Source organism: Nocardia sp. IFM 10818, from assembly GCF_054655275.1.
Map to the genome: position 1 here is coordinate 4,841,378 of NZ_BAAHJH010000001.1, position 23,870 is coordinate 4,865,247.

The window sequence follows — 23,870 nt, forward strand, 5'->3', positions numbered from 1 at the left end:
ACACGACAACCGGGAACTGGTGGCGGCATCGCCCGAGAGCACCCCGCCACCAGTTCCCGGTCGGTGCTATTTCACATGTGCGCCACGTAATGTCGGCCGGTGTGACCGACCTCGAGATCCGCCCCGCCACCGCCACCGACGTCCCCGCCATCGTCGCCATGCTGGCCGACGACTTCCTCGGCGCCACCCGCGAGAACCCCGACGATCTCGCCCCCTATCTGGATGCCTTCGCCCGCGCCGACGCCGACCCGAATCAGCACATCGTCGTCGCCGAACGCGACGGCCGCGTCGTCGGTACCCTGCAGCTCACCGTAATTCAGGGCCTCTCCCTCAAAGCCGCCAAACGAGCCCAAGTCGAGAGCGTCCGCATCCACCGCGGGGAACGCGGATCAGGCCTCGGCACCATCCTCATGGAGTGGTCCGCGACGCGAGCCCGCGAACTCGGCTGCACCGTCGTACAACTCACCTCAAACGCCCAGCGCACTGACGCCCACCGCTTCTACGAACGCCTGGGCTACGAGCCGACCCACATCGGATTCAAACTCCCCCTGTGACCACCCACCCGCCAGCCGCACCGGCCTGACCCGGGGAAAGCCCTGCCGCCCTCCGCGTTCGGGAGCATTCGCAACTCGAGGTGCTTACCGGATGTCGCAGGATTCCTTGTCGCGCACGAGGATCCAGCACGGCGGCGCGGCCGTAGCCGAAGTCGATGTCGACCGCCCGCTCGACTGAGAGCTGAGACGTCGCCTCGGAGAAGTCCGCCCGGTCGTGGTCGGCTCGATTTCCGGCCTGACCTCGGGAAACCCTGTCGCCCGCCGTATTCGGGAGCCCACGTGCCGAACTGCTCGCGTGCAAAGGATCCGCCCTGCGAGCGAAAGTCGCAGTATTCGAGTGAGTCGAATGGCCATCACCTCACCAGCGACGAACGGTCTTGTCACCCAGCGTGTTCGGCAGCCTGCGCGACCGAGAGCTATGGCATTGACTCGGGCGCCGGGGGGAGCACCCGCGGAGCCTGGGGGCGGTGGCCGGGCTGCCGTCCTCGGCCGTGCGGCGGCGGGCTTTGTCGCCCGCTGTAGGTCGGGAGCAGCTGCGTCACAGCGTGCCCGGCCGCATGCTGCTTGGCGTCGGCGGAATCGAACTCGTTGGACCGAGCGCACGAGGTGCGGCTGGTTTGGGCCGCCGACCGCGTGGGTGCGGCTGCGGACCGACGGGCAAGGCCCGCTGTGGTGGGCGCCCCTCGGACTGTTCGCCTGCCGAGGAGGGTCAGGTGCGGGCCGGGGTGCGGTGGAGGAAGTCGACCAGGGGTGCGAGTTCGGGGATGGATTCCGCGTCGGTGAGGGCCTGTTCGAGGGCGCGGTCGTGGGTGGGGTGGGCGCGGTCGTAGGCTTCGCGGCCCTTGGGGGTGAGTTCGGTGTAGATGCCGCGGCGGTCGTCGGCGCAGAGGACGCGGACCAGGAGGCCGCGGTCTTCCAGGCGGTTGACCAGGCGGGTGGTGGCGCTGGCGGAGAGGGCGGCGGCGCGGGCCAGCTGGGACATGCGCATGTGCCAGCCGTCCTGGCGGGAGAGAGCGTCGAGCACGGTGTACTCGACGACGGAGAGGTCGTGTTCGCGTAGTTCGCGCTCGAGGGCGGTTTCGATGTGGCCGTGCAGGGCGGCCAGGGTGCGCCAGCCGGTGGCCCGCACTTCGATGGCGTCGTCGGCAATTCCCATGAGAACAGCATAGCTCCGACTTGCAATAGTGCGCGTGTGCAATTATCGTCGTGTGCAGTTTGTTGCACACGCGGTATATCGGCGTAAGCCAGGGAAGGAATCGACATGCCACTCGGCCTCATCGCCCTCGCGCTCGGGGGTTTCGGAATCGGGCTCACCGAGTTCGTGATCGCGGGTCTGCTGTCCTCGGTGGCGGATGACATGGGCGTTTCGGTGCCCACGGCCGGGTATCTGATCTCCGGATACGCCCTCGCCGTGGTGGTGGGCGCGCTGGCGCTGACCCCGGTCGTCAATCGCTGGGAGCCCAAGCGGGCGCTGCAGGCGCTGATGGTGCTGTTCACCATGGGCAATGCGCTCTCCGCCCTCGCGCCGGGTTACGCCGCGCTACTGGGCGGGCGCATTCTCGCGGCGCTGGCGCACGGTGCGTTCTTCGGGATCGGCGCGGTGCTGGCGGCCTCGCTGGTCGCGGCGGAGAAGAAGGCGGGCGCCATCTCGATCATGTTCGGCGGCTTGACGATCGCGAACGTGCTGGGTGTGCCGATGGGCACCGTCATCGGGCAGCAGTGGGGCTGGCGCGCCACCTTCGCGGTCATCGCGGTGGTCGGCGTGATCGCCCTGGCCGGTATCACCGCGCTGGTCCCGGCCCAGCCTGCCGATCGCGCCGACCGCCCGAACCTGCGCTCCGAGCTGGCAGTGTTCCGCAATGCGCAGGTCTGGTACTCGCTGTCGCTGACCGTGCTCATCTTCGGCGGCATGTTCGGCGCGTTCATGTACATCGAGCCGCTGCTGACCCGGGTCACCGGTTTCTCCGAGGGCGCCATCCCGTGGCTGCTGGTGCTGTTCGGCCTGGGCCTGTTCGCGGGCAATCTGGTCGGCGGCCGCTGGGCCGACCGCAATCTGTCGCGCACCCTGTTCGGCATGACCCTGGCGCTGGCCGTGGCGCTCGCGGCATTCGGCGCGCTCGACGACCACAAGATCGCGGCCATCGTGCTGCTGCCGGCCATGGGCTTCTTCGGTTTCGGCGCCACCCCCGGCCTGCAGATGCGGATCATGAACCACGCGGCGGCCGCGCCGACCATGGCCTCCTCGGCCAATATCGCCGCCTTCAATGTGGGCAACTTCCTCGGCGTATGGCTGTCGGGTCTGGCCATTGCCGCCGGGCTCGGCTGGGGTTCGTCGCTGTGGGTGGGCGCCGGGTTCGCGGTCGCCGGTTTGGCCGTGCTGGCACTGGCCGAACGTAGCGAGCACACCCACACCACCGACGCCCCGGAGCGGGAATTGGCCGCGGTCTGACCACTTCCGACATCGACCGGGCAGCGTGCGACTCGCACCCTGCCCGGTCGAACGCTCTCCGCTGCGGTGTGATGACGGTGCCGGCGATCTGGCGGATCAGCGAAACCCGCGGCGTGGATCTCACCGAGAACCCCCTGCCGCAGCCGTTCCCGCCGACTTGACCGCGCTACCTGTTGATCTCTTCGGCGGGCCCGAAGACGGCGCTGTCCAGCGACAGCGGCGGCACGTATTCGCCGACCAGACTGCGATGCCACCAGGCGTGCTGGTGGCGCAGTTCGTGCGCGGTGGTGAAGCGGTAGCGATAGAGCAGGGCGCGCACATGACGCGGCGGTGTGTCACGGAAGGGGTTGGTGCGCAACAGCCGCAGCGTGTCGGGATCGTTCCCGAGCAGCCGGTGCAGGAACGCTCCCAGCCAGGGTTGGGCGTAGCTCGGCGAGATGGCGGCGAACCACATCAGCCAGTCCAGGCGCAGATGGTATGGCGCCCATTGCCGTGGCATGCGCTGCGGCGCACCGGGTTTGCCCTTGAACCCGTATTCCTCCCACACCGTGTCGTCGGTGATCTCGGCATCGCGGGTGCCCTCGATCACGACCTCGTGGCGGACGCGCCCGACCGTGCCGAACGCACCGTAGGTGTTGACCAGTCGATAGGCGTTGAACGACATGTTCATTCGCTGTCCGCTCGACAGCATATTGCGCACCGGCCAATAGCTCAGCACCACGACCAGACACGTGAACGCCACCACCAGCCCGGCGTACCACAGCGGCGGCTCCGGCAGCGCGGGCGGCGTGGGGCCGGGCAGGGCGGATTGGCTGATCACACCGCAGGCCAGCACGATGGTGATCCAGTTCAGCCAGGCGAAATTGCCCGACAGCACCAGCCACAACTGGGTCACCACGAGTATCCCCGCCGCCGCGCTGGCCACCGGCTGCGGCGCGAACAGCCCGAACGGAACCACCAGCTGCGCAAGATGATTCGCCCCCGCCTCCACCCGATGCAACGGCTTGGGCAGATGGTGGAAGAACCAGCTCAGCGGCCCCGGCACGGGCTGGGTCTCGTGGTGGTAGAACAGGCAGGTCAGCTTGCGCCAGCAGGCGTCCCCGCGCATCTTGATCAGCCCGGCCCCGAATTCCACCCGGAACACCAGCCAGGCCACCAGCCACACCAACAGCACCGGCGGCGCGGTCCGGTCATTGCCGAGGAAGATCGCCAGGAATCCGGCCTCGAGCAGCAGCGTCTCCCATCCGAACGCGTACCACGCCTGGCCCACATTGACGATCGACAGATACAGCACCCACAACATCAGCCACGCCAGCATGGCGGCCCACAGCGGCACCAGATCGGCCGCGCCGAGCACGATCGCGGCCGCCAGCGCCGCGCCGCACCAGCAGACGACGGCGAAGAATCGATCCGAGTAGTGGAACCGGAAGATGCTCGGCGCCTCCGAGAACGACCGCCGCGCCAGATACCGCGGCACCGGCAGCATGCCGTGTTCCCCGATGAGCGCCCGGAACTGCCGGGCGGCCGCCACGAACGCGATCACGTAGATGGCCGCGATACCGCGTTCCAGGACCTGCCTGGCCAGCCAGTATTCGGATGCCGTGAACCATTCCATGTCCGTATCTCCTCGGACGACGGATCCCCTGTCCCATCTCCGCATACCCGGACAATTCGCACTATACGACTGTGCAGAGGTTCGTGCCGGGCCCTCCGGCCGCGCGGATGCCCGGCCACGGCGGGTCGCCCACGTAGGATGACCTCTGCTGTTCGAGCACCACCACCGCACCACGAGAGTTCGAGACGATCGGGGACGCGAGGAATGGACATGGCCGAACCGGGCGCGACCGCGGTGGTCTCCGGCGGCCTCGAACCGTCCCCGGCCCGCAAGCGGCTCATCCTCGCCACCTGCTGCACGGCGGTTCTCATGGCGCAACTGGACAGCACCGCCCTCAATGTCGCGCTGCCGTCCATCGGCCGCGACCTGAACACCTCGATCTCGGGCGCCCAGTGGACCGTCGACGCCTACACGGTGGTGCTGGCCAGTCTCATGCTGTTCATGGGCGCGCTCGGCGATCGGATCGGCAAACGCCGGGTCTTCCTCCTCGGCCTGGTCATCTTCGCCTGCGGATCCCTGCTGTGCAGCCTCGCACCGTCTTTCGGCTGGCTGGTCGGATTCCGGATCTTCCAGGCGATCGGCGGCTCCATGCTGAATCCCTCGGCCATCGCCATTATCTCCGGGGTGTTCACCGGTCCCGGGCAGCGCGCTCGCGCTCTCGGATTCTGGAGCGGCACAACGGGAATCAGTACCGCCGCCGGACCGGTGGTGGGCGGCTTCCTGGTCGATTCGATCGGCTGGCAGGGCATCTTCTGGATCAATGTGCCGATCGCGCTACTCGCTTTCCTGGCGACACTGCGATTCATACCCTCCGCGCGGAGCCGGGTCCCGCGCCGCCTGGATCCGGTCGGCCAGGTGCTGGCCACCGGATTCCTCGGCCTGCTCATCTTCGCGATTATCGAAGGGCCGCACCGGGGTTGGCTCTCGGCGGTGTCCATCGGCTGTGTCCTCGGCTGTCTCGGCTGCCTGGCCGGGCTGCTGTGCTACGAGCCGCGCCACGACCAACCGCTCATCGATGTACGCGATTTCCGCTCACCGCCGTTCACCGGCGCGGTGCTGGTGGCGATCAGCGCATACGTGGCGGTCGGCGGGTTCCTGTTCCTGAATACCTATTACCTGCAGGACATTCGCAAGCTCGACCCGCTGCACGCCGGACTGGAGCTGCTGCCCATGGCGGCGGCCATCGCGGTGGCCGGACCGCTGTCGGGGCGGCTGACGGCGCTGCGCGGGGCGCGGTTCGCCCTCACCCTGGGCGCGGTTGTCACCACAGTGGCCGCGCTGGCGCTCACCTTCACCTTCGAAACCGATAACCCGGTGGTGCGGCTCGCGGCCTACGGCTGCCTCGGCGCGGGCGTGGGCATGATGAACACCCCGATCACCGATACCGCCATCTCGGGCCTGCCCCGGTCCCGCGCGGGTGTGGCATCGAGCGTGGCCACCACCTCCCGGCAGTTCGGTCAGGCGCTGGGCGTGGCGGTGATCGGCTCCATCATCGCCGGCGCCCCGGGCGCGCTCGAATCGGAGGATGCCTTCCGCGGCCCGGCCACCTCCAGTTGGATCGTGATGACCGGTTTCGCCGTACTGGCGTTGATCGTGGTCCGCACCATGATCGGCAGACCGCACGCCCGCTCGGAGGTCAGTTCCCGTGCGGCGGACGCGAAGTGATGGCCACCAGCACCGGTCCGGGTTTCACCGTGGTGGAGCAGGCCCCGTCGGAGGGACAGCCGCCGCAGCCGTCGGTCGGGCATCCCGAGGTGACCGGTTCGGCCGACAGTCTGCCCTTGCGGACCCAGTAGTCGACCATGGCGTCGACTTCATTGCGGGACACCCCGATTCGCTGGGCGATGTCGTCCAGGCCGACGCCGCCCCTTGCCGCGGTGATCTCCGCGAGGACCTTCCGCAGCGCGCTCACCAGAACACCCGCCCGAGCTGGAAGACGGCGACGGCCAGCGCCCAGGCCACACTCAATTGCAAGGCCACGCTGAACAGGGTCCAGCGCGTGCCGATTTCCTGGCGCATGACCGCCAGCGTCGTCATGCACGGCGTGTAGGCCAGCAGGAACATCAGGAACGCCAGCACCGCCGGAATCGGATGACCGCCGGAGGCGTGGTCGAAGGTGGCGCGCAGCGAATCCGCCAGGGGCTGTGGCGCGGCTCCGTCGCCGGGATCGTCCATGCTGTAGGACTGCGCGACGGTGGAGACCACCGCTTCCTTCGCCACGAACCCGCTGACCAGCGCCGCCGAGGCATGCCAATCGTCGAAACCCGCGGGCGCGAAGACCGGCGCCACCGCCGAGGACACCGCGCCGAACATGGAATCCGACGCGGGCACCTCACCGAAGGATCCGCTGCCCGCCGGAATCGAGGACAGCAGCCACACCGCGGTCACGGTGGCGACGATGATGCCGCTGGCCGTCTTCAGGAAGCCGCGCATCTTCTGCCAGGTGTGCATGCCCATCACCCGCAGGCTCGGGCGCCGGTACGGCGGCAGGTCCAGCACCAGCGGCTCCCCCGCCATATCGCGGAACAGGGTGCCGCGCAGCAGCAATCCGACGAGGACCACCAGCACGATCGAGGTGACGTACATGGCGAACACCACCGTGCCCGCATTGCTGCCGAAGAACGCACCCGCCACCAGGACGTAAACCACAAGCCGCGCATTGCAACTGGTGAACGGGATGAGCAGGGCCGTCAGCAGGCGATGGCGCGAGTTGCCCAGCACCCGGGTGCCGGAGATGGCGGGCACATTGCAGCCGAATCCGACAATGAGCGGCAGGAAGGCGCGGCCGGGCAGGCCCATGGTGCGCATGAGCCGGTCGGCCACGAAGGCCGCGCGGGCCATGTACCCCGAGTCCTCCAGCAGCGCCAGCAGCACGAACATAATGAGCATGAGCGGTACGAAGCTGAGCAATTGGCCGACGCCGTTGATCAATCCGTCCCGGATGAACCCGATGATCGGATCCGGGGCCCCCAGCGCCGCCAGGGCATTCCCGACCTTCCCCGCAACCGTCACGGTGATGAAATCGCCGAGCCGATCCTGTACCGGTTTGGCGACCGTGGTGGTGAGCTGGAAAACGGCCCACATGATGGCGAGGAATACCGGAACGCCCAGCCACCGGGAGGTCAGCACCCGATCCACGCGATCGGTCAGGGTGACCGCGCCGCGAGTGCGCGTGACCGCGGCCGTCAATACCTCGTGCGCCCACGCGTAGCGCCGTTCCGCGATGACAATCTCCGGATCATCGTCCGGATCAGCCGATTCGAGCCGGGCTATCGCCGCATCGACAGCCTTGCCGAGTGCCGCACCCGCGGTCTTCTCCGCTGCCGTCCCGACGGCCTTCTCCGCTGCCGTCCCGATAGTCTCCCCCGCTGCCGCTCCGACGGTCTTGTCAACTGCCGTACCGGCCGACTTGCCCGCTGCCGCTCGAGAGGCGACAACTCCCGCCGGGGCTTCGCCGGCCAGCACCGCCAGCGCCAGCCACCGCGCGGGGTAGCCCTCCGGCAGCAGCGGGGCCAATTCCGCGACGGCGGAATCGATATCGTCGCCGAGGTGCGGCGCGGCCGGAGCGGCGCGCGAGATCATCGCGACGGCAACGGCTTCGGCGAGCGCATCCATGCCTCGGCCGCCGCGCGGCACGACCGGCACGACCGGAACTCCGAGCGCGGCAGCGAGCCGGGCCGGATCGATATCGGTGCCGCGCCCGGCGGCCACATCGGTCATGGTGAGCGCGAGCACGACCGGCAGCTCGGTTTCGAGCAGCTGCGACAGCAGATACAGACTGCGCGCCAGATTGGCCGCGTCGGCGACCGCGACCACCACATCGGGGCGGGCGTCGCCGCTCAGGAGGGCGTCGCGGGTGACGGCCTCGTCCGGGGAGGCCGGCAGCAAGCTGTAGGTGCCGGGCAGGTCGACGAGCTTCACCTCGTTCTCCCCCAGCTTCCAGCCGCCCTCGGCGACGCCCACCGTCGTGCCCGGCCAGTTGCCGACCCGCACCCGCGCGCCGGTGGCCGCATTGAACAGCGTCGATTTGCCCACATTCGGATTGCCGACCAGTGCGACGGTCCCGGTCGCACCATGGACGGCGGTGCCGGATCCGGTCTCGCAGCAATCACTCATGCCGCGCTCACTTCAATCTGTCGCGCGGTCCCGGCGTCCACGGCCACCCGCGCGTCATCGATCCGCAGGATTCGTCCCCCGAAGGCCCCCACACCCACCACCTCGACGGCGGTACCGGGCAACAAGCCCATCTCCAGCAAACGCCGCCGATGTCGTCTGTCTCCGATTATCCGATCGATCCGGAATCGTTGTCCCCGAACACCATCCATGAGCGTCACTGCCGGGACCCCCGGTTGCGTCCCGGCAGGTTTGCCTCTCCAAAGCTGTCCACCACTGTTCGGAGCATACTCCGGGCAAATCGTCCAAAATGTCCGCTTAGGGACCGTGGGCCAGCACTCCATGCCAGGTCAGGAGCGGTTCGGCCCGAATGGGCGAGCTGCCTGTGAGTTCGCTGTGAGTGATGGGTGACCGAGAGGCGCAGTCCTCTCGCCCCGGGAATCAGCCTTCGGAAATCTCCCCCACCACCCGTCCGGTCTGCTCGGCCGAGGCGGCCCGCGCCACATCGGCCTGCGAGATGATCCCGACCAGTTCATCACCGTCCATCACCGGCACCCGCCGGATCCGATGCTGGGCCATGGTGGTCAGCACCTTCTGCACATCATCGTCGGCGCGCACCAGCACCGGCACGCCCTGGGCCAGATCGCCCACATGGATCCCGATCGGATCCTTGCGCTGGGCAACGACTTTCACGACGATATCGCGATCGGTCAGTATGCCCTTGAGCTTGCCGTCCTCACCGCAGATAGGCAGTGCGCCGACATCGATATCGACCATCTTGCGGGCGGCGTCGAGCGCGGTGTCGCTGGAACGGACGCATTCCACGCCGGGCGTCATGATCTCGCGTGCGGTAGTCACGATTGTCCTCCTGATAGCTGTAGACCGTGAGCCTTTCGTTGTGCGCATACCCGCCCAGCCGCCGCCTACACCGGTCGCCGGCGCTCCGGCCGCAGGTCGGACGCCGGCGTACCGGCGGCGAAATTCCTTGGCGTGTCGCGAAGTTGGGGGCGTAGCTCGCGCATTACCGGGTAGTGCGTCGTCGTGGCGCATTCGATGCCACAGCGGAGTTACACACAACGCAGTAGGAGGACCGAAATGCCTGACCCGAAGAATCCCGGCCAGTTTGGCAACCGGGAAGACACCGAAGAGCAGGCTCGCCGCGGCGGCAAGGCCAGCAGCGGCAGTTTCGGCGAACCCAATGCCGCAGATCCGAGCGCGGCAGGGCGCAAGGGTGCCGAAGCGCAGCCGACCGAAGCAAAGGCCAAGGGCGGCCAGCACAGCCACGGCGGCCGGTAGCTCAGCCTGGCGCACGGGCCGGACGCGAACCGTGTCCGGCCCGTCGCGTTTGCTGCTTTCGGCGGGGTCCTCGGGCGAGCAAACTTCCGCCCCGTAAAGGCCCCAATAGGACAGGGTTTGCGCGTGTCGTGGCGCGGCACGCCGTAAGGATTGGACCTTCGGCAAATCAACAGTTTCGCCGATGGCGCTGCATCGACTAGAAATATGTTCCGTGCCGTTCCCCGAGATCACCTGTCAGCCATCGAAACTCCCTGGACGGGGGTCCAGATGACGATCGAACATCCGCATGAGGACGATGTCTCCCAGCTGGCGCGGCGGGTCGAGAAGGCCCGCGGGCGGCTGGCCTACCAATTCGATCCCGCGCTCACCGAAGCGTTGTCGGAAAACGAGCTCCACGCCGAGCGCGACCTAGCCGAACGCATTCGCGAGCAGGATCGCGCGCAGCGCTGGAAGCAAGCCGAGGCAGCGGCCGCCACGGCCGATCGCGCCCGGCAGACAACCGAAGAGATTGAGAAGGCCGACATTCGCGATCTGCTGCTCGCCCGCAAGGCGATCGCCGCGCAGCGGCGAGAATCCAGCCCGCACGCCAAGCTGGCGTCGCTGTACAAGCACCGCGCGTGGTCGCAGCGCGCGCTCGCCGGTGTGGTCGCGGCCGGAATGCTCTGGTCCGCAGTCAATGTCCAGCACAATATCGCCCCCGGCGGGGCGACCGATCCGCTGTTCTGGTTCAGTTACCTGCTCGAAGGCATGATCAGCGTCTGCCTGGTCATCATCATGATCGGCACCAACAAGGTGGCCGAATGGGGTGTGATCGACAGCCGCAAGCAGGTCGTCGCCGCCGAGGTGGCGCTGCTGTCGCTCACCGTCGTCCTGAACACCTACCCGTATCTGCAGTCCGGCAACTGGTACGAGGTCGCCGTGCACGCCATCGCGCCGGTCATGATCGGCGTCGCCCTGCTCATCCACAATGCCGCCAGCGCCCGCTACGGCCTCGCCATCGTGCGTGCGACGGACCAGATCCGGGATATGCCCGATCCGGCCGAACAACTACGCCGCACCCTCCCCACCGTCGTAACCTGGCCCTCCCGTGGGCAATCCGCCTCGGTCCCGGTGCCGACCCCGGCCCTGCCCGCCGCGCACATCGAGCCGGAGCAGGCCGCCGAGCCGGAGAAGAAGGCGACCGTCGTCGAACCCGATCCGGAACCCAAGCGCGAAACCGCCGCGCCCACGGTCAAATCCGCCGATAAGGACCAGCGCACCTCCGCCACCAAGAAGGGCAAATCCCCCGAAGACGAAAAGTCGCCCCTCGCAGACCTCACCGATCCGGTGAACGTCTACGACACCGGCCAGTTCCGCATTGCCGAAACCCTGGAACAGGAACTCGCCGAACTCCAGGCCGCCCGCCGCCGCGCCCGCGCGGCCGCCAAGGCCCGCAACGGCAACTCGGCCACCAAACTGGACGACTGACACACCGCACTCCGGCCAGGCCCACCGCATCCGCCAGATGCCCTGCCGCCCGGCCGAAGTAAGCGAGCCGAACGAGACGCCCGACTGGGTACAGCCGGCAGCCGCACACCGCTATCTGCCGCTCCGTACCCAGCCGTCGTCCCCGCCCACCCTCAGCCCTCAGCCCTCGGCTCCGCCCGTGCCCAGCGGTCAGCTCTGCGGCGGACGGCCCCGCCCAGGCTCGACGGTCGTTGCCTGCCGGAAACCGCCCGCCTTCCCGGACGCACAGTGGCAGAGGCGCACTCAGTTGCCTCGCGCCAGGTCAGCGGTACGGACGTGCCGCCTGGTCTGCCCTCGGCCATTCGAGCCGGTGGGAATCACATCGTCGGCACTCGGCTCACCGGGCGGTAAGGGCGGCGAATTCCGCTGCGGCCGTATCAGCTGCGGCCGCACCTAGGCGGCAGTAGATCACCAGGCGGCCTGGAGGGCCGGGCCGACCGGTTCGAGGTCGCGAGGTGTGAATGCGGCATCGCGCGGTGGCTTTGAGAGCGCGGGCCTCCTCCAGGCGATTGCCGATCATCCGGGCGAGATCCATATGAGAGTCTCGATGCGCGCTGGCAGCTTCCGCCTATCCCGCCAATCACTCAACCGCTGCACCGTCAACGCCCCGCGCTGCCCGGGCGCCCGCGTACCGCGCCTCCGCCTCTCAGCGCCCGAAACCACCCGCTCCAGTGTGGGATTGCCCGCAGCGCGAACAGGGCCGTCAATCGGGCGGGAAGAACCGGCCTCGGCGAGTCCCTCGGCGCTGCCTCCGAAACATCCGACACCCCACATGATCTCGTGCGCCCCTCACCCCCCGGCCCCCGCCCGAACCTTCCGGACCGGATAACCGCCCCCGCACCCGAATCCCCCGGTCGACTAGCCTTTTTCAGCCGTCCTAACCGGGCACGATAGACGATCCCAAACCGCCACAGGCATTCTCGATCCCCTCGCGTCGCACGGAGGGGACGGCGCGAGCCTCCGGCCCTTTCCCGCCACGCCGCTGCGACATTCGCGAACGGCGCGTGCGGGCCTCCTGCGGTTCTTTGTGTGAGCGTCACCCACCGCTCTCTGTGCGATCCCGATGCCCGCGGCCGCGGCTGTGTCGAGATCGCCGGGCCCCGAACGAGATTCCGCTCCGGTCAGCGGCCTCCGGGGTGTTCGACGGGTACCACCACCGCCGGGCGGGGCTGGGCGGGGGTGCCCGAGGCCTGGGCGTAGCCGAGCCAGCCGGTGCCCACGAACACGGCGAGCAGCACGGCGGTCGGGAAGTCGAGGATCAGCCACCCGGGAGTGAAGGTCGTCTCCCGTGGCGGCCGGGCGGGCGAGCGCTTGCGATGCGAGGTGCGCACCGGGGGCCGCTGCCGTCCCACGGTGCCGTGCTTGATGCGCTGCTGTTCCCTGCCCTGCCTACCCACGCATGCCTCCATAGCTGGAAATGTGCCGAACCCAAGGATGCCGAACCAATGCCCCGCGCACAGCGGCGATCAAGCGGACAACCGAGTGTCCGGACCGATCTTCAGCGTGCGCTGGCGTCGGGTAGTCGAGCCGGGCACGCCACTCCCGGCACCGTGGCGAGCTCGAAATGCCACCACTCGTTGTCATAGGTCCGGCAAAGCCCCCACCGATACCCGTTGTCCTCCAGCCACTGCGCCCCCTCGCGCGGCCCCACATCGATCGCCTCCCCCGACACATGCGTGGACTCCTCCGGCGGCAGCACCCACTGCTGCGCCGCCTCCGGACTCCCGTACCGCGCGATCCCGTCCTCCCACAGCCACAGCTGCTCCCCGTAGGTGCGATGCCCGGACGTGATCCACACCGTCACGCCCTCGACCACAGCCGCCTTCTCCGCCTCGGTGAACGCACTCGCCAGCCGCGGATCCAGCCCCTCGGTACCCGCGGCGATCGCGGTCGCCGCAGGCAGCGTCGCCTCCACCACCGGCACGGCCGGCTGCCCCCACAACACGAGCGAAAGATCCTGGCGCGCCGTCTTCGCGCCGATGGACGCGATCACCACCCCCGGCATCAGGCGGGTCGTAGCGGCAAGCGCTCCCGCCTCCCCGCTCCCCGCGATGGAAGCGTAGGCCCGCGAAACATCCTGTCCCGCGGCCTGTGCCGGAGGCAGCCCCAGCAGCACGGCAGCCGCCTGCGCATTCCCGGCCTCGGCGTTCGTCGCCGCGGCCTGGCGCAGCACCACCGGCGGCATCTCGGCAGCGGGCGCGGGCTCTCCGGGCGCGCCCTGCGCCACCGGCGCCACACCGCCCGCCAGCCCGGCCAGCAACGCGACGGCGGCGCTGCGCCGCATCCCGCGTCGCCCGCGACCCGCAGGCGTCCCCACACCCACGGGTGTGCGGCCCCGGCCGTTCAGCAGCATCGACTCCCTTTCACATCCGGCCTCCCCACGCACCTCCCCCGCGCCGCGCTCAGGGTAGCCGAGACGACGGTTGAACCTGCAATCGAGCCGCAACGATAGCCCGAATCCAGCTGTCAGAAGCCCGAATCGCCCGACAAGTCCCCCGGCTCCCGCCGCCGAACTCCGCAAATCGCTTGGGCAGCACCAGATTCGACTCGCATCCGATCCACATCGACCAGGACGGCTCGCCCGCGCCACGCCCATCGCGGCGCAGGGCTGTCGCCGGAGGCGGTTCGGTTCGGGGGCTGGGGTTTCGGGTCAGCGGCCGCTGGCGTCGGGGACGCGGGGCGGGCAGGGGAGGCCGGGGATGGTGGCTATTTCGAAGTGCCACCATTCGTTGTCGTAGGTGCGGCACAGGCCCCAGCGATTGCCGTTGTCTTCGAGCCATTGGGCGCCGGCCCGGGGGCCCACGTCGATGGCTTCGCCGGTGACGTGGGTGGATTCGCCGGGTGGGAGGACCCAGCGGCGGGCCTCGTCGGGGCTGCCGTAGGTGGCTATGCCGTCCTCCCACATGGCCTGTTGCTCGGCGGGAGTGCGGTAGCCGGAGACGATCCACATCGGGACGCCCGCCGCATGCGCTTCCTGAGCGGCGAGCGAATAGGCCAGGGACAGCCAGGGATTGAGGCCGTCGGTCTCGGCGATGGGGGTGGCGGAACCGGCGACCACCCGAGTCGGCGCCCCGTCCGGTTCGCCGGAAACATCTGGCACCGCAGCCGGTTCACCGGACAGACCGCTCGCCGGGGCGGACGGGGCGACCTGCGGGGTGGCGTGCGCTGTCGGCAGCAGGCCGGGAGTGACCGTGCCGCCCAGCAACCCCGCGCTTGCCAGCAGAGCGGCCGCGGCCGCTCGCCGCACGGGACGCGACTCGATGCCACGCGCGGTTGTTGCGGCACCGGGATGCGATACGAGGCGCGACTCCATGGCGCGCGCAGCCGTTCCGGCGCCGCCAGACCAGGTGGCCGTGGCGGGCGACCGAACGGCGCGCGAGTCCGGCACACGCGCGGCTGTTCGCGCCGTGGGCACCGGCGGTTCGTCGCGACTGATCGCCCGCTTCACATGGCCTCCCTGGATCAGACTCGTTCCTTGGACCGCTCGCGCACGCGCAGGGCGATCGGCTTCGAGGTTTCGGCGAAGAAGTCGTTGCCCTTGTCGTCGACGACGATGAAGGCCGGGAAGTCTTCGACCTCGATCTTCCAGACCGCTTCCATGCCGAGTTCAGGGTATTCGAGGACCTCGACGGATTTGATGCAGTCCAGGGCGAGTCGCGCGGCGGGGCCGCCGATGGAGCCGAGGTAGAAGCCGCCGTGTTCCTTGCAGGCCTTGGTGACCTGGGCGGAGCGGTTGCCCTTGGCGAGCATGACGAACGAGCCGCCGGCGGCCTGGAACTGGTCGACGTAGGAGTCCATGCGGCCGGCGGTGGTGGGGCCGAACGAGCCGGAGGCGTAACCGTCGGGGGTCTTGGCGGGACCGGCGTAGTAGACGGCCATATCGCGCAGGTACTGCGGCATGGGCTCGCCCGCGTCGAGGCGTTCCTTGATCTTGGCGTGCGCGATGTCGCGCGCCACCACGAGCGGTCCGGTCAGCGAAAGCCGGGTCTTCACCGGGTATTTCGACAGCTCGTCGCGGATCTCCGACATGGGCCGGTTCAGGTCGATCTTGACGACGTCGCCGCCGAGGATCTCGTCGGTCTGCTCCGGAAGGTACTGCGCCGGTTCGCGTTCCAGCTGCTCCAGGAACACGCCCTCGGGCGTGATCTTGGCCAGGGCCTGCCGGTCCGCCGAGCAGGACACCGCAATGGCGACCGGGCAGGACGCGCCGTGCCGCGGCAGCCGGATGACGCGCACGTCGTGGCAGAAGTACTTGCCGCCGAACTGCGCGCCGATCCCGAAGGACTGGGTCAGCTTGAAGACCTGCTCCTCGAGCTCCAGATCGCGGAACCCGTGCGCCGCCATCGAACCCTCGGTCGGCATGTTGTCCAGGTAGTGCGCGGAGGCGTATTTCGCCGTCTTCAACGCGAATTCGGCACTGGTACCGCCGATCACGACCGCCAGGTGATACGGCGGGCAGGCCGCGGTGCCCAGGGACCGGATCTTCTCGTCCAGGAACTCCAGCATCCGATCCGGATTCAGGATCGCCTTGGTCTCCTGGTACAGGAACGACTTGTTGGCCGACCCGCCGCCCTTGGCCATGAACAGGAACTTGTACGCCGGATGCGCGGGATCGCCCGCATTGGAGTACAACTCGATCTGCGCCGGCAGATTCGTCCCGGTGTTCTTCTCGTCCCACATGTTGATGGGCGCCAGCTGCGAGTACCGCAGGTTGAGCTTCGTGTACGCGTCGTACACACCGCGCGAAATCCATTCCGCGTCATCGACTCCGGTGAGCACGCCCTCGGACTTCTTGCCCATCACGATGGCGGTGCCGGTGTCCTGGCACATGGGCAGGATCCCGCCCGCCGAGATATTGACGTTCTTCAGCAGATCCAGCGCCACGAACCGGTCATTGCCGCTCGACTCCGGATCGTCGATGATCTTCCGCAGCTGCGCCAGATGCGCCGGCCGCAGGTAATGGCTGATGTCGTGCATGGCCTCCGCGGTCAGCATGCTCAGCACCTCGGGCTCCACCTGCAGGAAGGTCCGCCCGCCCGCCTCGAACGTGCTGACACCCTCGGTGGTGAGCAACCGGTACGGCGTGTCATCGGCACCGATCGGCAGCAGATCCGAGTACAGGAAATCAGGCGCGGTCACGAATCGCACTCCTCGAGCAGGGCTGGGGGCTGTTCAGCCAACGGTTCAAGCACGCAGACTCTACCGAGCGCCCGATCGCCCCCTTTCGCCCAGGCAAGCCTTGCCGGGCGAAGTTGTGCGAATCGGCACAGGTTGCACCTTCAAGTCGGGGGGTGTTACCTGTCAGGATGCGCTTGTCTGCGGCGGGGAGGATTTAGCATGACATCAGAACCCGGGAGTGGAATCGTGACCGAAACCCGTTGGCTCGATGATGTCGAGATGCGCGCGTGGCTGGGATACGTGTTCACCCGCGACCTCATCGCCGCGGCCGTCGGACGCGATTCGCTGCGGGAATCCAATCTGACCTATGTGGAGTACACGGTGCTGGCGCGGCTGTCGGACGCGCCGAATCATCGGCGCAGTTTCGCGGAGCTGGCCGCGGTGCTGGAGTGGTCGCAGAGCCGGTTGTCGCATCAGATCACGCGCATGGAGAAGCGCGGGCTGGTGGCGCGGGAGTCCATCCCCGATGACGCCCGCCGCACGGCCGCCGTGCTCACCGACAAGGGCGCGCAGGTGCTCGACGGCGCCGCCCCGGCCCATGTCGACAGTGTCCGCCGCCACATGGTCGACGTCCTCGACCGCACCCAGCTGGCGGCCTTGGCCGATATCTACGACACGTTGCTGGCCCATCATCGAAGACCGGCGACCCGCAATCCGTCCTGAAATATCGCTGGCTACCGGCGTTTGGTTTGGCAGACATCGGGTACTGGGTAAGACTAGGCTCGGCACCGGCTTCCGACGGCGGTCGGCACCGAGCGCACGGTCGGCAAATCGACCGAGTAGTTTGCAACCGACCTGGCCTTAGCGAAAGGGGCAGGAATTTCCATGTCCGACGTGTCCATCGGCCTTTCGGCCGATTCGCTGCCTGCGGGTTCCGTCGACAACCTGCTGCCGCAGCTCGTCGAGCACCTGCGGCAGAACCGCACCGAGCTGCGCGAGGAGTGGGCCCGTCGTATCACCGATGCCCAGCTGCTCACCGCCATGACCCCGGAGGAGATCTTCTCCGAGGCGACCTCCGTCTACGACAACTACGTCGAGGTGCTCGAGACCGGTAGCGTCGAAGCCCTGCAGGCCTACGCCCGCGACCTGTCCGAACGAATCATCCCCAGAGGCGTCGAGACCGACGAAGTGCTGGGCATCGTGCTGTTGCTGCGAGATGTGCTGGCGCGCTCGCTGTTCGAGAAGTATCAGTCGAACTTCAATGTGCTCAACAAGGTGCTCGACGCCTACGAGCCCGCCGCCAACCGCATCGCCAATACCGTGGGCGTGTCGTTCGTGCAGGAGCGCGAGCGCGTTATCCGCCAGCAGCAGGAGGCGATTCGCGAGCTGTCCACCCCGGTGCTCCAGGTGCGTGAACAGCTGCTGATCCTCCCCATCATCGGCGTGCTGGACTCGCAACGCGCCCGCCAGCTGACCGAGCAGCTGCTACGGGCGATCCGCGCCAATCGCGCGAAGGTGGTCGTCATCGACATCACCGGTGTGCCCTCGATCGACTCCACGGTGGCCAACCACCTGGTGCAGACGGTCGACGCCTCCGGCCTGATGGGCGCCAGCGTCATCATTACCGGCCTGTCGTCGGAGATCGCGCTCACCCTGGTGACCATCGGCCTGGACCTGTCGAAGATGAACGCGGTCGGCGACCTCCAGGGCGGCATCGAGGAAGCGGAGCGACTGCTCGGCTACGAGGTGTCACGCGTCACCGATCGCGACGGCGGACGGTAACCGGGGCCCACCCATGCCGGTACCCATTCTGAAACAGGGCACCTATCTCATCGCGTCGGTGCAGTCGGCCCTCACCGACGCGGATACCGAACGCTTGCAAGACGATCTGATGAAGTACGTCAGCAAGTATCGCGCCCAGGGGATCATCGTCGATGTCACGGCAATCGACGTAATGGACTCCTTCGCGGCCAGATCGCTGCGTACCATCGCGCACATGACCAAGCTGCGCGGCGCGGAGACGGTCATCGTCGGCCTGCAACCCGAGGTCGCGTTCGCCATGGTGCAACTCGGCCTCACCTTCGAGGACATGCACACGGCGCTGGACCTGGAGGAGGGTCTGGCCTGGCTCAACCGCAAGATCACAGCCCGTGGCGGCCAACGAGACGGTCGTGATCGTGGCCGCTGAGAACGTGGTGATCGCGGTGAAGGTGTCCAATGACATTGTGACCGCACGGCAAGCGGGGCTGGAGTTGGCAAGCACTCTCGGCTTCTCGCTCTCCGATCGCACCATGATCGCCACCGCCATCTCGGAGGTGGCGCGCAATATCACCAGCTATGCCGGCACCGGGGAGATCCGGTTGCACGTGCAGGATCGGGAGGGTCGCCGCGCCATGGTGGTGCAGGCGCAGGACCAAGGGCCCGGCATCGTCGATATCGACCGGGCCATGGAGGACGGCTACTCCACCGGACGCGGTCTGGGACTTGGTCTTCCGGGTGCGCGCCGGCTCATGGACGGGATGGTCATCACCTCCAATCCGGGGCACGGCACGCTCGTGGAAATGTGGAAGTGGGTGCCCATCGGTGCGTGAGGACGGTTTCATCGGCACGGTCGAATGGGCCGTCGCCGGGCGCGCACTACCCGGGCAGCGAGTGTCCGGGGACCGCTCCGTGGTGCTCGACGCGGGCGGCGGCTCGGTGCTTTTCGCGGTCCTGGACGGACTGGGACACGGCGCGGCCGCGGCGGACGCCTCCGATCGCGCGGCGCAGGTGCTGGCCGAGAACCGCGCGGAGCCACTGGATGTGCTGCTGCTGCTGTGCCATCGCGCCATGTCCGACACCCGCGGCGCGGCGGTGTCGCTGGCGCTCTTCGACGCCGGTGACCGGCTGCACTGGCTCGGTGTCGGCAATGTCGACTCCCGGATCGTCGCCGCGGCCCCCGGCAAACCGGCGGTGCGCGCCGCCATGCTGGTGAGCGCGGGCATCGTCGGCTACCGGCTCCCGGCGCATTTGCAGACGCAGACGATTCCGGTGCGCCCCGGCGATCTGCTGCTCATGTCCACCGACGGCATCACCAGCGATTTCGCCGATGGCGTGGATCTGTCGAAACCGACCTCCGAGATCACCGCCGACCTGCTCGCCCGGCACGCCAAGGACACCGATGACGCCCTGGTGCTGGCGGCCCGCCATCGCGGACACACCAAGAGCCCCACATGAGTTCCGTGCTGGCCGCCTTCCGCGACGCGTACACCAACGCGCTCCGGCTGCACCTGCGCGCACCGAATCAGACCACCCTGGCCGAGGGGTACGAGCTGGGCCGGCGGGCGCTGGTCGAGGGCGTGAGCATCCTCGATCTGACCGAGCATCACTTCCGCATCCTCGAACAGGAAGGGCTGCTGCCCGCACCGCACGGCGGCGATCGCGGCGAGGACGCGCTGGAATTCCTGTTGCAGACCATGGCCGCCCTCGATGTGGCCACCCGCGGTTTTCTCGACGGCACCCGCCGCTACGAGCAACAGCGTTCCCGCGCCGACACTCTCGCCGGGCGCGACGCCTTCCGCACCGCCCTGGTGGAGTCCCTGCAGGACGGCTTCTTCGTCGTCGACTCGGCGGGCACCCTCATCGAGGTCAATACCGCCTTCGGCGCGCTGACCGGGTACGGCGCCGACGGCCTGCCCTACCCGCTCCCCCACCCCTGGACCGTGGAGGAGGCGCCGCGCTATCCGGACCTCGGCACCGACGCCGCCCGTTTCGTCATGCCCATCCGGCACCGCGACGGCCGCCGCCTGTGGCTGGCGGTGAGCACCAACTCGCTGGTGAAACCCGAGAACGGCGAACGCATTTTCGTCGGCACCATCCGCGATGTCACCGCCGAACACGACGCCCAGGCTCGCGATCAGGCCGCCTCCCGCCTGGCCACCGCGGTCGGCGCGGCCACCAGCGTGGTGGAGGTGCTCACCGTCGGCCTGGAGGAACTGCGCCGCGCCGTGGGCGCGGAAGCGGCGGTGGTGTCGGTCTGGCCCAATCGCCACACCGGGCCGGAACTGTATGTCTCCGAAGACACTCCGCCCGATCTCGCGGAGGCGCGCGGAGCCCCGCCCGCGGAGGCCCGGGGCGCGCGCTCCGGCAATGGCACCGCACACCGCGGCGCCGCCGATCGCCTGGCGATTCCGCAGAGCGGCGGGGAAACCCGGCAGGTGCTCGACGCCCGGGCGCGGGCATTACTGGATCGCGTCCGAATGCGGCCCGGCCGAACCATGTTCGCGATTCCGGAGGGCTCCACCAGCTCCGAGGGCATTGTCGCGCCCCTCGGCGAGACCGGGGATTCGGCGCTGTGGCTGCGGTTCGCCGCGCCGCGCGTCATCACCCCCGGCGACTGGGCGCTGTTCTCACTGCTGGTCGGGCATCTGAGCCTGGCCGTGCAGCGGGCGCGCAACTTCGACCAGGCCCGCTCCACCTCGCTCACCCTGCAGCGCGCCATGCTCGGCCCGATCGAGCTGCCGCCGCTGTTCTCGGTGCACTACGAACCCGCCCTGCCGCCGTTGGAAATCGGCGGCGACTGGTACGACGTAGTGCGCCTGGAGGACGGCACCATGGGCGTCGTGGTCGGCGACTGCGTCGGCCGCGGCCTGTCCGCGGCGGTGGTCATGGGCCAATTGCGCACGGCCGCACGGGCATTGCTGCTGCGCGGCGCGGGCCCGGCGCAGCTGCTGGCCGAACTCGACACGGTGGCCTCGCGTATTCCGGGCGCCATGTGCACCACGGTCTGCGCCGCCATCCTGGATCCCGTGCGCGGCGTGGTGCGCTACTCCAGCGCCGGGCACATGCCGCCCATTCTGGCCGAACCCGGTACGCACGGAAGGCTTCTCGAAGGCGGCCGGTCGGTCCCCCTGGCCACCTTCGATCCCCCGCGCCGCCCGGAATCGACCACGGCCATCGCACCCGGCTCCACCCTGGTGCTGTTCACCGACGGCCTGGTCGAGCAGCGCGGCGTCGACATCGACGAGCGTTTCGTCGAACTCGCCGACGAATTGACCGGCGCCGCCGGGCAATTGCCGCGCGAGGTGGCCGATTCGGTGCTCTCCCGGCTGCGTCCCACCGGCGGCTACGACGATGACGTGGCCATGGTCGTCTACCGGCAGCCGCCCGAACCGCTGCACCTGGACCTGCCCGCCGACGCCGCCGAGCTGTCGGGCATCCGCCGCACGCTGCGCTTCTGGCTGGCCTCGGCCGCGGTGCCGCACGACACCGCCGTGGATCTCGTCGCGGCGGCCAACGAGGCGTGCAGCAACAGCATCGAGCACGCCTATCTGGACAGCAAACCGGGCCGGGTGGTGATCACCGCGGACTGCGGGCTGGACAATCTCACCATCGAGGTCATCGACGGCGGGTCCTGGCGGCCGCTGCCCGAGGATCCCGGGCACCGCGGTCGCGGCATCGCCATGATGCGGGCGCTGACCGACAAGCTCGAGATCGATCATTCCGGGCCCGGCACCCGGGTGCGGATGTCGGTGCGACTTCCGGCCGTCTCCTTCTCGGCGGGCGGACGAATGTGAAGCACCCGCTGCCGACACGCGCTCGGCAGTAGTTTCGGCGCGACGCCGAATCGGTGCGGTACCTGCGGTTTTCACAATAACGCGGACTACCGGACCGGTACCGAATTGGCAGACGATGCGGCATGAACGGACGGACCATGGCAGATTGTTCTAGTGTGACCAACACTTCCGGAGACGGCTATTCAGGCGACGCGATGACCACCAAGGTCACTGTGCACGACGATGTCACCGTGCTCACCGTGGCGGGCGAGGTCGATCTGGCGACGGCCCCGGCCCTCGACAGCGCCATCGACACCACGCTCGGCGGTAAACCCGCGGCCCTCGTCATCGATCTGTCCGAGGTCAGCTTCCTCGCCTCGGCGGGCATGGCTGCCCTGGTCGCCGCCCATCAGCGGGCCGGCGGCACGCGGATCGCGGTGGTGGCCGACGGGCCCGCCACCAGCCGCCAGCTCAAGATGACCAGCCTGGACCAGGTGTTCGCCCTGCATCCGACGCTCACCGAGGCGCTCGACGCACTGCGCGGCAACTGAGGTCCGGCCCGAAATCACACCGGAGAGCGCATCGGCCCGCCGCAGCGGAGTGCGGCGGGCCGATTCTGCGCGATCGATCAGACCAGCTCGCGCAGCTGCTCGATGAGCTTCACCCGCTCGGCCGCGGTGCCCGCCAGCGGGACCACGTTCAGCACGGTCGCGCCGGCCTCGCGGAAGGCCGCCACGCGCTCCTTGACGAAACCGGCGGAACCGATCAGCGAGATGTCCCGGACCAGATCGTCCGGAACCACCTTGACGGCCTCGTCCTTCTTGCCCGCCAGATACAGCTCCTGGATGCGGTCGGCCTCGGCGCCGTAGCCGTACTTGGTGGCCAGGGTGTGGTAGAAGTTCTTGCCCTTGGCGCCCATACCGCCGATGTAGAGCGCCAGATGCGGCTTGACGAATTCCCGCAGCGGCTCGACATTGTCGCCGATGGCCAGCGCCGGACCGGCGAACACCTCGAGCTCGCCGAGGGACGGATCACGCTTGGCCAGACCGGCTTTCACCGACTGACCCCATACCGCGTCGGCCTTCTCCGGCAGGAAGAAGATGGGCTGCCAGCCCTCCGCCATCTCCGCGGCCAGCTCCACGTTCTTCGGGCCCAGCGCCGCCAGCAGCACCGGAATGTTCTCGCGCACAGGGTGATTGATGAGCTTGAGCGACTTGCCGAGGCCGGTGCCCCGTTCGGCGGGCAGCGGGATGTCGTAGTACTTGCCGCGGTATTCCAGCCGCTCGCGCTTCCACACCTTGCGGCAGATCTCGAGCACCTCGCGGGTGCGGCCGATCGGAGCGTCGTAGGGCACGCCGTGGAAACCCTCGATCACCTGCGGGCCGGACGCGCCCAGGCCCAGGATGTAGCGGCCGTCGGAGACGTAGTCCAGGCCGGCGGCGGTCATGGCGGTCAGCGTGGGCGTGCGGGTGTAGAGCTGCAGAATGCCCGAGGCCAGCTGCACCCGTTCGGTCTTGGCGGCCAGGTAGCCCAGCGCGCTCACGGCGTCGAACGAATACGCCTCCGGCACGAATACGATGTCGAGACCGGCCCGTTCGAGGTCAGCGACCTCAGCGGCCACCTCTTTGAAGCCGTCGGTGTAATTGATCGACAGTCCGATACGCATGACCGGGACCTTACCGACC

The 23,870-nt window shown here is 68.6% G+C and carries 23 protein-coding genes; 12 read left to right on the forward strand and 11 right to left on the reverse strand.

The window, feature by feature from the left end; translation table 11 throughout:
- Positions 1-101 precede the first annotated feature (101 nt).
- The gene (locus ACYQ5L_RS22405; protein WP_459959882.1) at positions 102-554 is read left to right on the forward strand and encodes a GNAT family N-acetyltransferase; all 453 of its coding nucleotides are present in this window, start codon (positions 102-104) and stop codon (positions 552-554) included.
- Positions 555-1,263: 709 nt separating this feature from the next.
- Here ACYQ5L_RS22405 and ACYQ5L_RS22410 read toward each other — a convergent pair.
- A complete protein-coding gene (locus tag ACYQ5L_RS22410; RefSeq protein ID WP_459959884.1) occupies positions 1,264-1,710 on the reverse strand; it encodes a MarR family winged helix-turn-helix transcriptional regulator in 447 nt (148 codons plus the stop codon).
- A gap of 105 nt (positions 1,711-1,815) precedes the next feature.
- Here ACYQ5L_RS22410 and ACYQ5L_RS22415 point away from each other — a divergent pair, with 105 nt between their 5' ends.
- Positions 1,816-3,003, forward strand: a complete 1,188-nt coding sequence (locus ACYQ5L_RS22415; protein ID WP_459959886.1) for an MFS transporter — start codon at positions 1,816-1,818, stop codon at positions 3,001-3,003.
- Positions 3,004-3,169: 166 nt separating this feature from the next.
- Here ACYQ5L_RS22415 and ACYQ5L_RS22420 read toward each other — a convergent pair whose 3' ends face one another.
- Positions 3,170-4,618: a lipase maturation factor family protein gene (locus ACYQ5L_RS22420; protein ID WP_459959888.1), complete on the reverse strand. Its 1,449-nt coding sequence runs from the start codon at positions 4,616-4,618 to the stop codon at positions 3,170-3,172.
- A 210-nt stretch (positions 4,619-4,828) separates the two neighbouring features.
- On the opposite strand from ACYQ5L_RS22420, the gene ACYQ5L_RS22425 reads away from it, so the two are divergent.
- On the forward strand, positions 4,829-6,283 hold the full coding sequence (locus ACYQ5L_RS22425; protein WP_459959890.1) for an MFS transporter: 1,455 nt from the start codon (positions 4,829-4,831) through the stop codon (positions 6,281-6,283).
- Here ACYQ5L_RS22425 and ACYQ5L_RS22430 read toward each other — a convergent pair.
- From ACYQ5L_RS22430 to ACYQ5L_RS22445, 4 genes are all read right to left on the reverse strand, one after another.
- Positions 6,255-6,530, reverse strand: coding sequence for a FeoC-like transcriptional regulator (locus tag ACYQ5L_RS22430; protein WP_459959891.1), 276 nt, complete (start codon positions 6,528-6,530; stop codon positions 6,255-6,257). The two genes, ACYQ5L_RS22425 and ACYQ5L_RS22430, sit on opposite strands and share 29 nt — an antisense overlap.
- On the reverse strand, positions 6,527-8,734 hold the full coding sequence (gene feoB, locus ACYQ5L_RS22435) for a ferrous iron transport protein B (RefSeq protein WP_459959894.1): 2,208 nt from the start codon (positions 8,732-8,734) through the stop codon (positions 6,527-6,529). Before feoB ends, ACYQ5L_RS22430 begins: the two co-directional genes overlap by 4 nt.
- Positions 8,731-9,075, reverse strand: coding sequence for a FeoA family protein (locus ACYQ5L_RS22440; protein WP_459959896.1), 345 nt, complete (start codon positions 9,073-9,075; stop codon positions 8,731-8,733). Before ACYQ5L_RS22440 ends, feoB begins: the two co-directional genes overlap by 4 nt.
- A gap of 97 nt (positions 9,076-9,172) precedes the next feature.
- Positions 9,173-9,589 carry a CBS domain-containing protein gene (locus tag ACYQ5L_RS22445; RefSeq protein WP_459959904.1) on the reverse strand — a complete coding sequence of 139 codons (417 nt, stop codon included), beginning with the start codon at positions 9,587-9,589 and terminating at the stop codon, positions 9,173-9,175.
- Positions 9,590-9,826: 237 nt separating this feature from the next.
- Here ACYQ5L_RS22445 and ACYQ5L_RS22450 point away from each other — a divergent pair, with 237 nt between their 5' ends.
- Complete coding sequence (locus ACYQ5L_RS22450) at positions 9,827-10,027, forward strand: hypothetical protein (protein WP_459959906.1); 201 nt, start codon at positions 9,827-9,829, stop codon at positions 10,025-10,027.
- Between the two features lie 267 nt (positions 10,028-10,294).
- Positions 10,295-11,494 carry a hypothetical protein gene (locus tag ACYQ5L_RS22455; RefSeq protein ID WP_459959908.1) on the forward strand — a complete coding sequence of 400 codons (1,200 nt, stop codon included), beginning with the start codon at positions 10,295-10,297 and terminating at the stop codon, positions 11,492-11,494.
- Between the two features lie 1,160 nt (positions 11,495-12,654).
- On the opposite strand, the gene ACYQ5L_RS22460 is transcribed toward ACYQ5L_RS22455, so the two are convergent.
- The 4 genes from ACYQ5L_RS22460 to ACYQ5L_RS22475 all read right to left on the reverse strand — a co-directional run bounded on the left by ACYQ5L_RS22460 (position 12,655) and on the right by ACYQ5L_RS22475 (position 16,672).
- Positions 12,655-12,930: a hypothetical protein gene (locus ACYQ5L_RS22460; protein ID WP_459959910.1), complete on the reverse strand. Its 276-nt coding sequence runs from the start codon at positions 12,928-12,930 to the stop codon at positions 12,655-12,657.
- Positions 12,931-13,031: 101 nt separating this feature from the next.
- Positions 13,032-13,538 (reverse strand): M15 family metallopeptidase, encoded by a 507-nt coding sequence (locus tag ACYQ5L_RS22465; protein WP_459963504.1) that lies wholly within the window; start codon positions 13,536-13,538, stop codon positions 13,032-13,034.
- Between the two features lie 645 nt (positions 13,539-14,183).
- Positions 14,184-14,591 (reverse strand): M15 family metallopeptidase, encoded by a 408-nt coding sequence (locus ACYQ5L_RS22470; RefSeq protein WP_459963505.1) that lies wholly within the window; start codon positions 14,589-14,591, stop codon positions 14,184-14,186.
- Between the two features lie 404 nt (positions 14,592-14,995).
- On the reverse strand, positions 14,996-16,672 hold the full coding sequence (locus tag ACYQ5L_RS22475) for a fumarate hydratase (protein ID WP_459959913.1): 1,677 nt from the start codon (positions 16,670-16,672) through the stop codon (positions 14,996-14,998).
- A gap of 225 nt (positions 16,673-16,897) precedes the next feature.
- On the opposite strand from ACYQ5L_RS22475, the gene ACYQ5L_RS22480 reads away from it, so the two are divergent.
- From ACYQ5L_RS22480 to ACYQ5L_RS22510, 7 genes are all read left to right on the forward strand, one after another.
- On the forward strand, positions 16,898-17,374 hold the full coding sequence (locus ACYQ5L_RS22480; RefSeq protein WP_459959914.1) for a MarR family winged helix-turn-helix transcriptional regulator: 477 nt from the start codon (positions 16,898-16,900) through the stop codon (positions 17,372-17,374).
- A gap of 162 nt (positions 17,375-17,536) precedes the next feature.
- Complete coding sequence (locus tag ACYQ5L_RS22485) at positions 17,537-18,433, forward strand: STAS domain-containing protein (protein WP_379194267.1); 897 nt, start codon at positions 17,537-17,539, stop codon at positions 18,431-18,433.
- Positions 18,434-18,446: 13 nt separating this feature from the next.
- Positions 18,447-18,839, forward strand: coding sequence for an STAS domain-containing protein (locus ACYQ5L_RS22490; RefSeq protein WP_379194268.1), 393 nt, complete (start codon positions 18,447-18,449; stop codon positions 18,837-18,839).
- A complete protein-coding gene (locus ACYQ5L_RS22495) occupies positions 18,829-19,242 on the forward strand; it encodes an ATP-binding protein (protein WP_379194920.1) in 414 nt (137 codons plus the stop codon). The genes ACYQ5L_RS22490 and ACYQ5L_RS22495 overlap by 11 nt, the downstream gene beginning before the upstream one ends.
- Positions 19,235-19,867: a SpoIIE family protein phosphatase gene (locus ACYQ5L_RS22500; protein WP_459959917.1), complete on the forward strand. Its 633-nt coding sequence runs from the start codon at positions 19,235-19,237 to the stop codon at positions 19,865-19,867. Before ACYQ5L_RS22495 ends, ACYQ5L_RS22500 begins: the two co-directional genes overlap by 8 nt.
- Positions 19,864-22,206 carry a SpoIIE family protein phosphatase gene (locus ACYQ5L_RS22505; RefSeq protein ID WP_459959919.1) on the forward strand — a complete coding sequence of 781 codons (2,343 nt, stop codon included), beginning with the start codon at positions 19,864-19,866 and terminating at the stop codon, positions 22,204-22,206. Before ACYQ5L_RS22500 ends, ACYQ5L_RS22505 begins: the two co-directional genes overlap by 4 nt.
- 194 nt (positions 22,207-22,400) lie before the next feature.
- Entirely contained in the window at positions 22,401-22,736 is a 336-nt protein-coding gene (locus tag ACYQ5L_RS22510) for an STAS domain-containing protein (protein WP_459959921.1), read from the forward strand.
- Positions 22,737-22,813: 77 nt separating this feature from the next.
- On the opposite strand, the gene ACYQ5L_RS22515 is transcribed toward ACYQ5L_RS22510, so the two are convergent.
- Positions 22,814-23,851: an LLM class F420-dependent oxidoreductase gene (locus tag ACYQ5L_RS22515; protein ID WP_459959923.1), complete on the reverse strand. Its 1,038-nt coding sequence runs from the start codon at positions 23,849-23,851 to the stop codon at positions 22,814-22,816.
- Positions 23,852-23,870: the final 19 nt, after the last annotated feature.

Excerpts from the sequence above, each read along its gene's own strand:
- ACYQ5L_RS22410 (WP_459959884.1), bottom strand. The coding sequence starts at position 1,710 with ATGGGAATTGCCGACGACGCCATCGAAGTGCGGGCCACCGGCTGGCGC.
- ACYQ5L_RS22415 (WP_459959886.1), top strand. The coding sequence starts at position 1,816 with ATGCCACTCGGCCTCATCGCCCTCGCGCTCGGGGGTTTCGGAATCGGG.
- ACYQ5L_RS22420 (WP_459959888.1), bottom strand. The coding sequence starts at position 4,618 with ATGGAATGGTTCACGGCATCCGAATACTGGCTGGCCAGGCAGGTCCTG.
- ACYQ5L_RS22425 (WP_459959890.1), top strand. The coding sequence starts at position 4,829 with ATGGCCGAACCGGGCGCGACCGCGGTGGTCTCCGGCGGCCTCGAACCG.
- feoB (WP_459959894.1), bottom strand. The coding sequence starts at position 8,734 with ATGAGTGATTGCTGCGAGACCGGATCCGGCACCGCCGTCCATGGTGCG.
- ACYQ5L_RS22440 (WP_459959896.1), bottom strand. The coding sequence starts at position 9,075 with ATGGAGTGCTGGCCCACGGTCCCTAAGCGGACATTTTGGACGATTTGC.
- ACYQ5L_RS22450 (WP_459959906.1), top strand. The coding sequence starts at position 9,827 with ATGCCTGACCCGAAGAATCCCGGCCAGTTTGGCAACCGGGAAGACACC.
- ACYQ5L_RS22455 (WP_459959908.1), top strand. The coding sequence starts at position 10,295 with ATGACGATCGAACATCCGCATGAGGACGATGTCTCCCAGCTGGCGCGG.
- ACYQ5L_RS22465 (WP_459963504.1), bottom strand. The coding sequence starts at position 13,538 with ATGCCGGGGGTGGTGATCGCGTCCATCGGCGCGAAGACGGCGCGCCAG.
- ACYQ5L_RS22485 (WP_379194267.1), top strand. The coding sequence starts at position 17,537 with ATGTCCGACGTGTCCATCGGCCTTTCGGCCGATTCGCTGCCTGCGGGT.
- ACYQ5L_RS22490 (WP_379194268.1), top strand. The coding sequence starts at position 18,447 with ATGCCGGTACCCATTCTGAAACAGGGCACCTATCTCATCGCGTCGGTG.
- ACYQ5L_RS22505 (WP_459959919.1), top strand. The coding sequence starts at position 19,864 with ATGAGTTCCGTGCTGGCCGCCTTCCGCGACGCGTACACCAACGCGCTC.
- ACYQ5L_RS22510 (WP_459959921.1), top strand. The coding sequence starts at position 22,401 with ATGACCACCAAGGTCACTGTGCACGACGATGTCACCGTGCTCACCGTG.
- ACYQ5L_RS22515 (WP_459959923.1), bottom strand. The coding sequence starts at position 23,851 with ATGCGTATCGGACTGTCGATCAATTACACCGACGGCTTCAAAGAGGTG.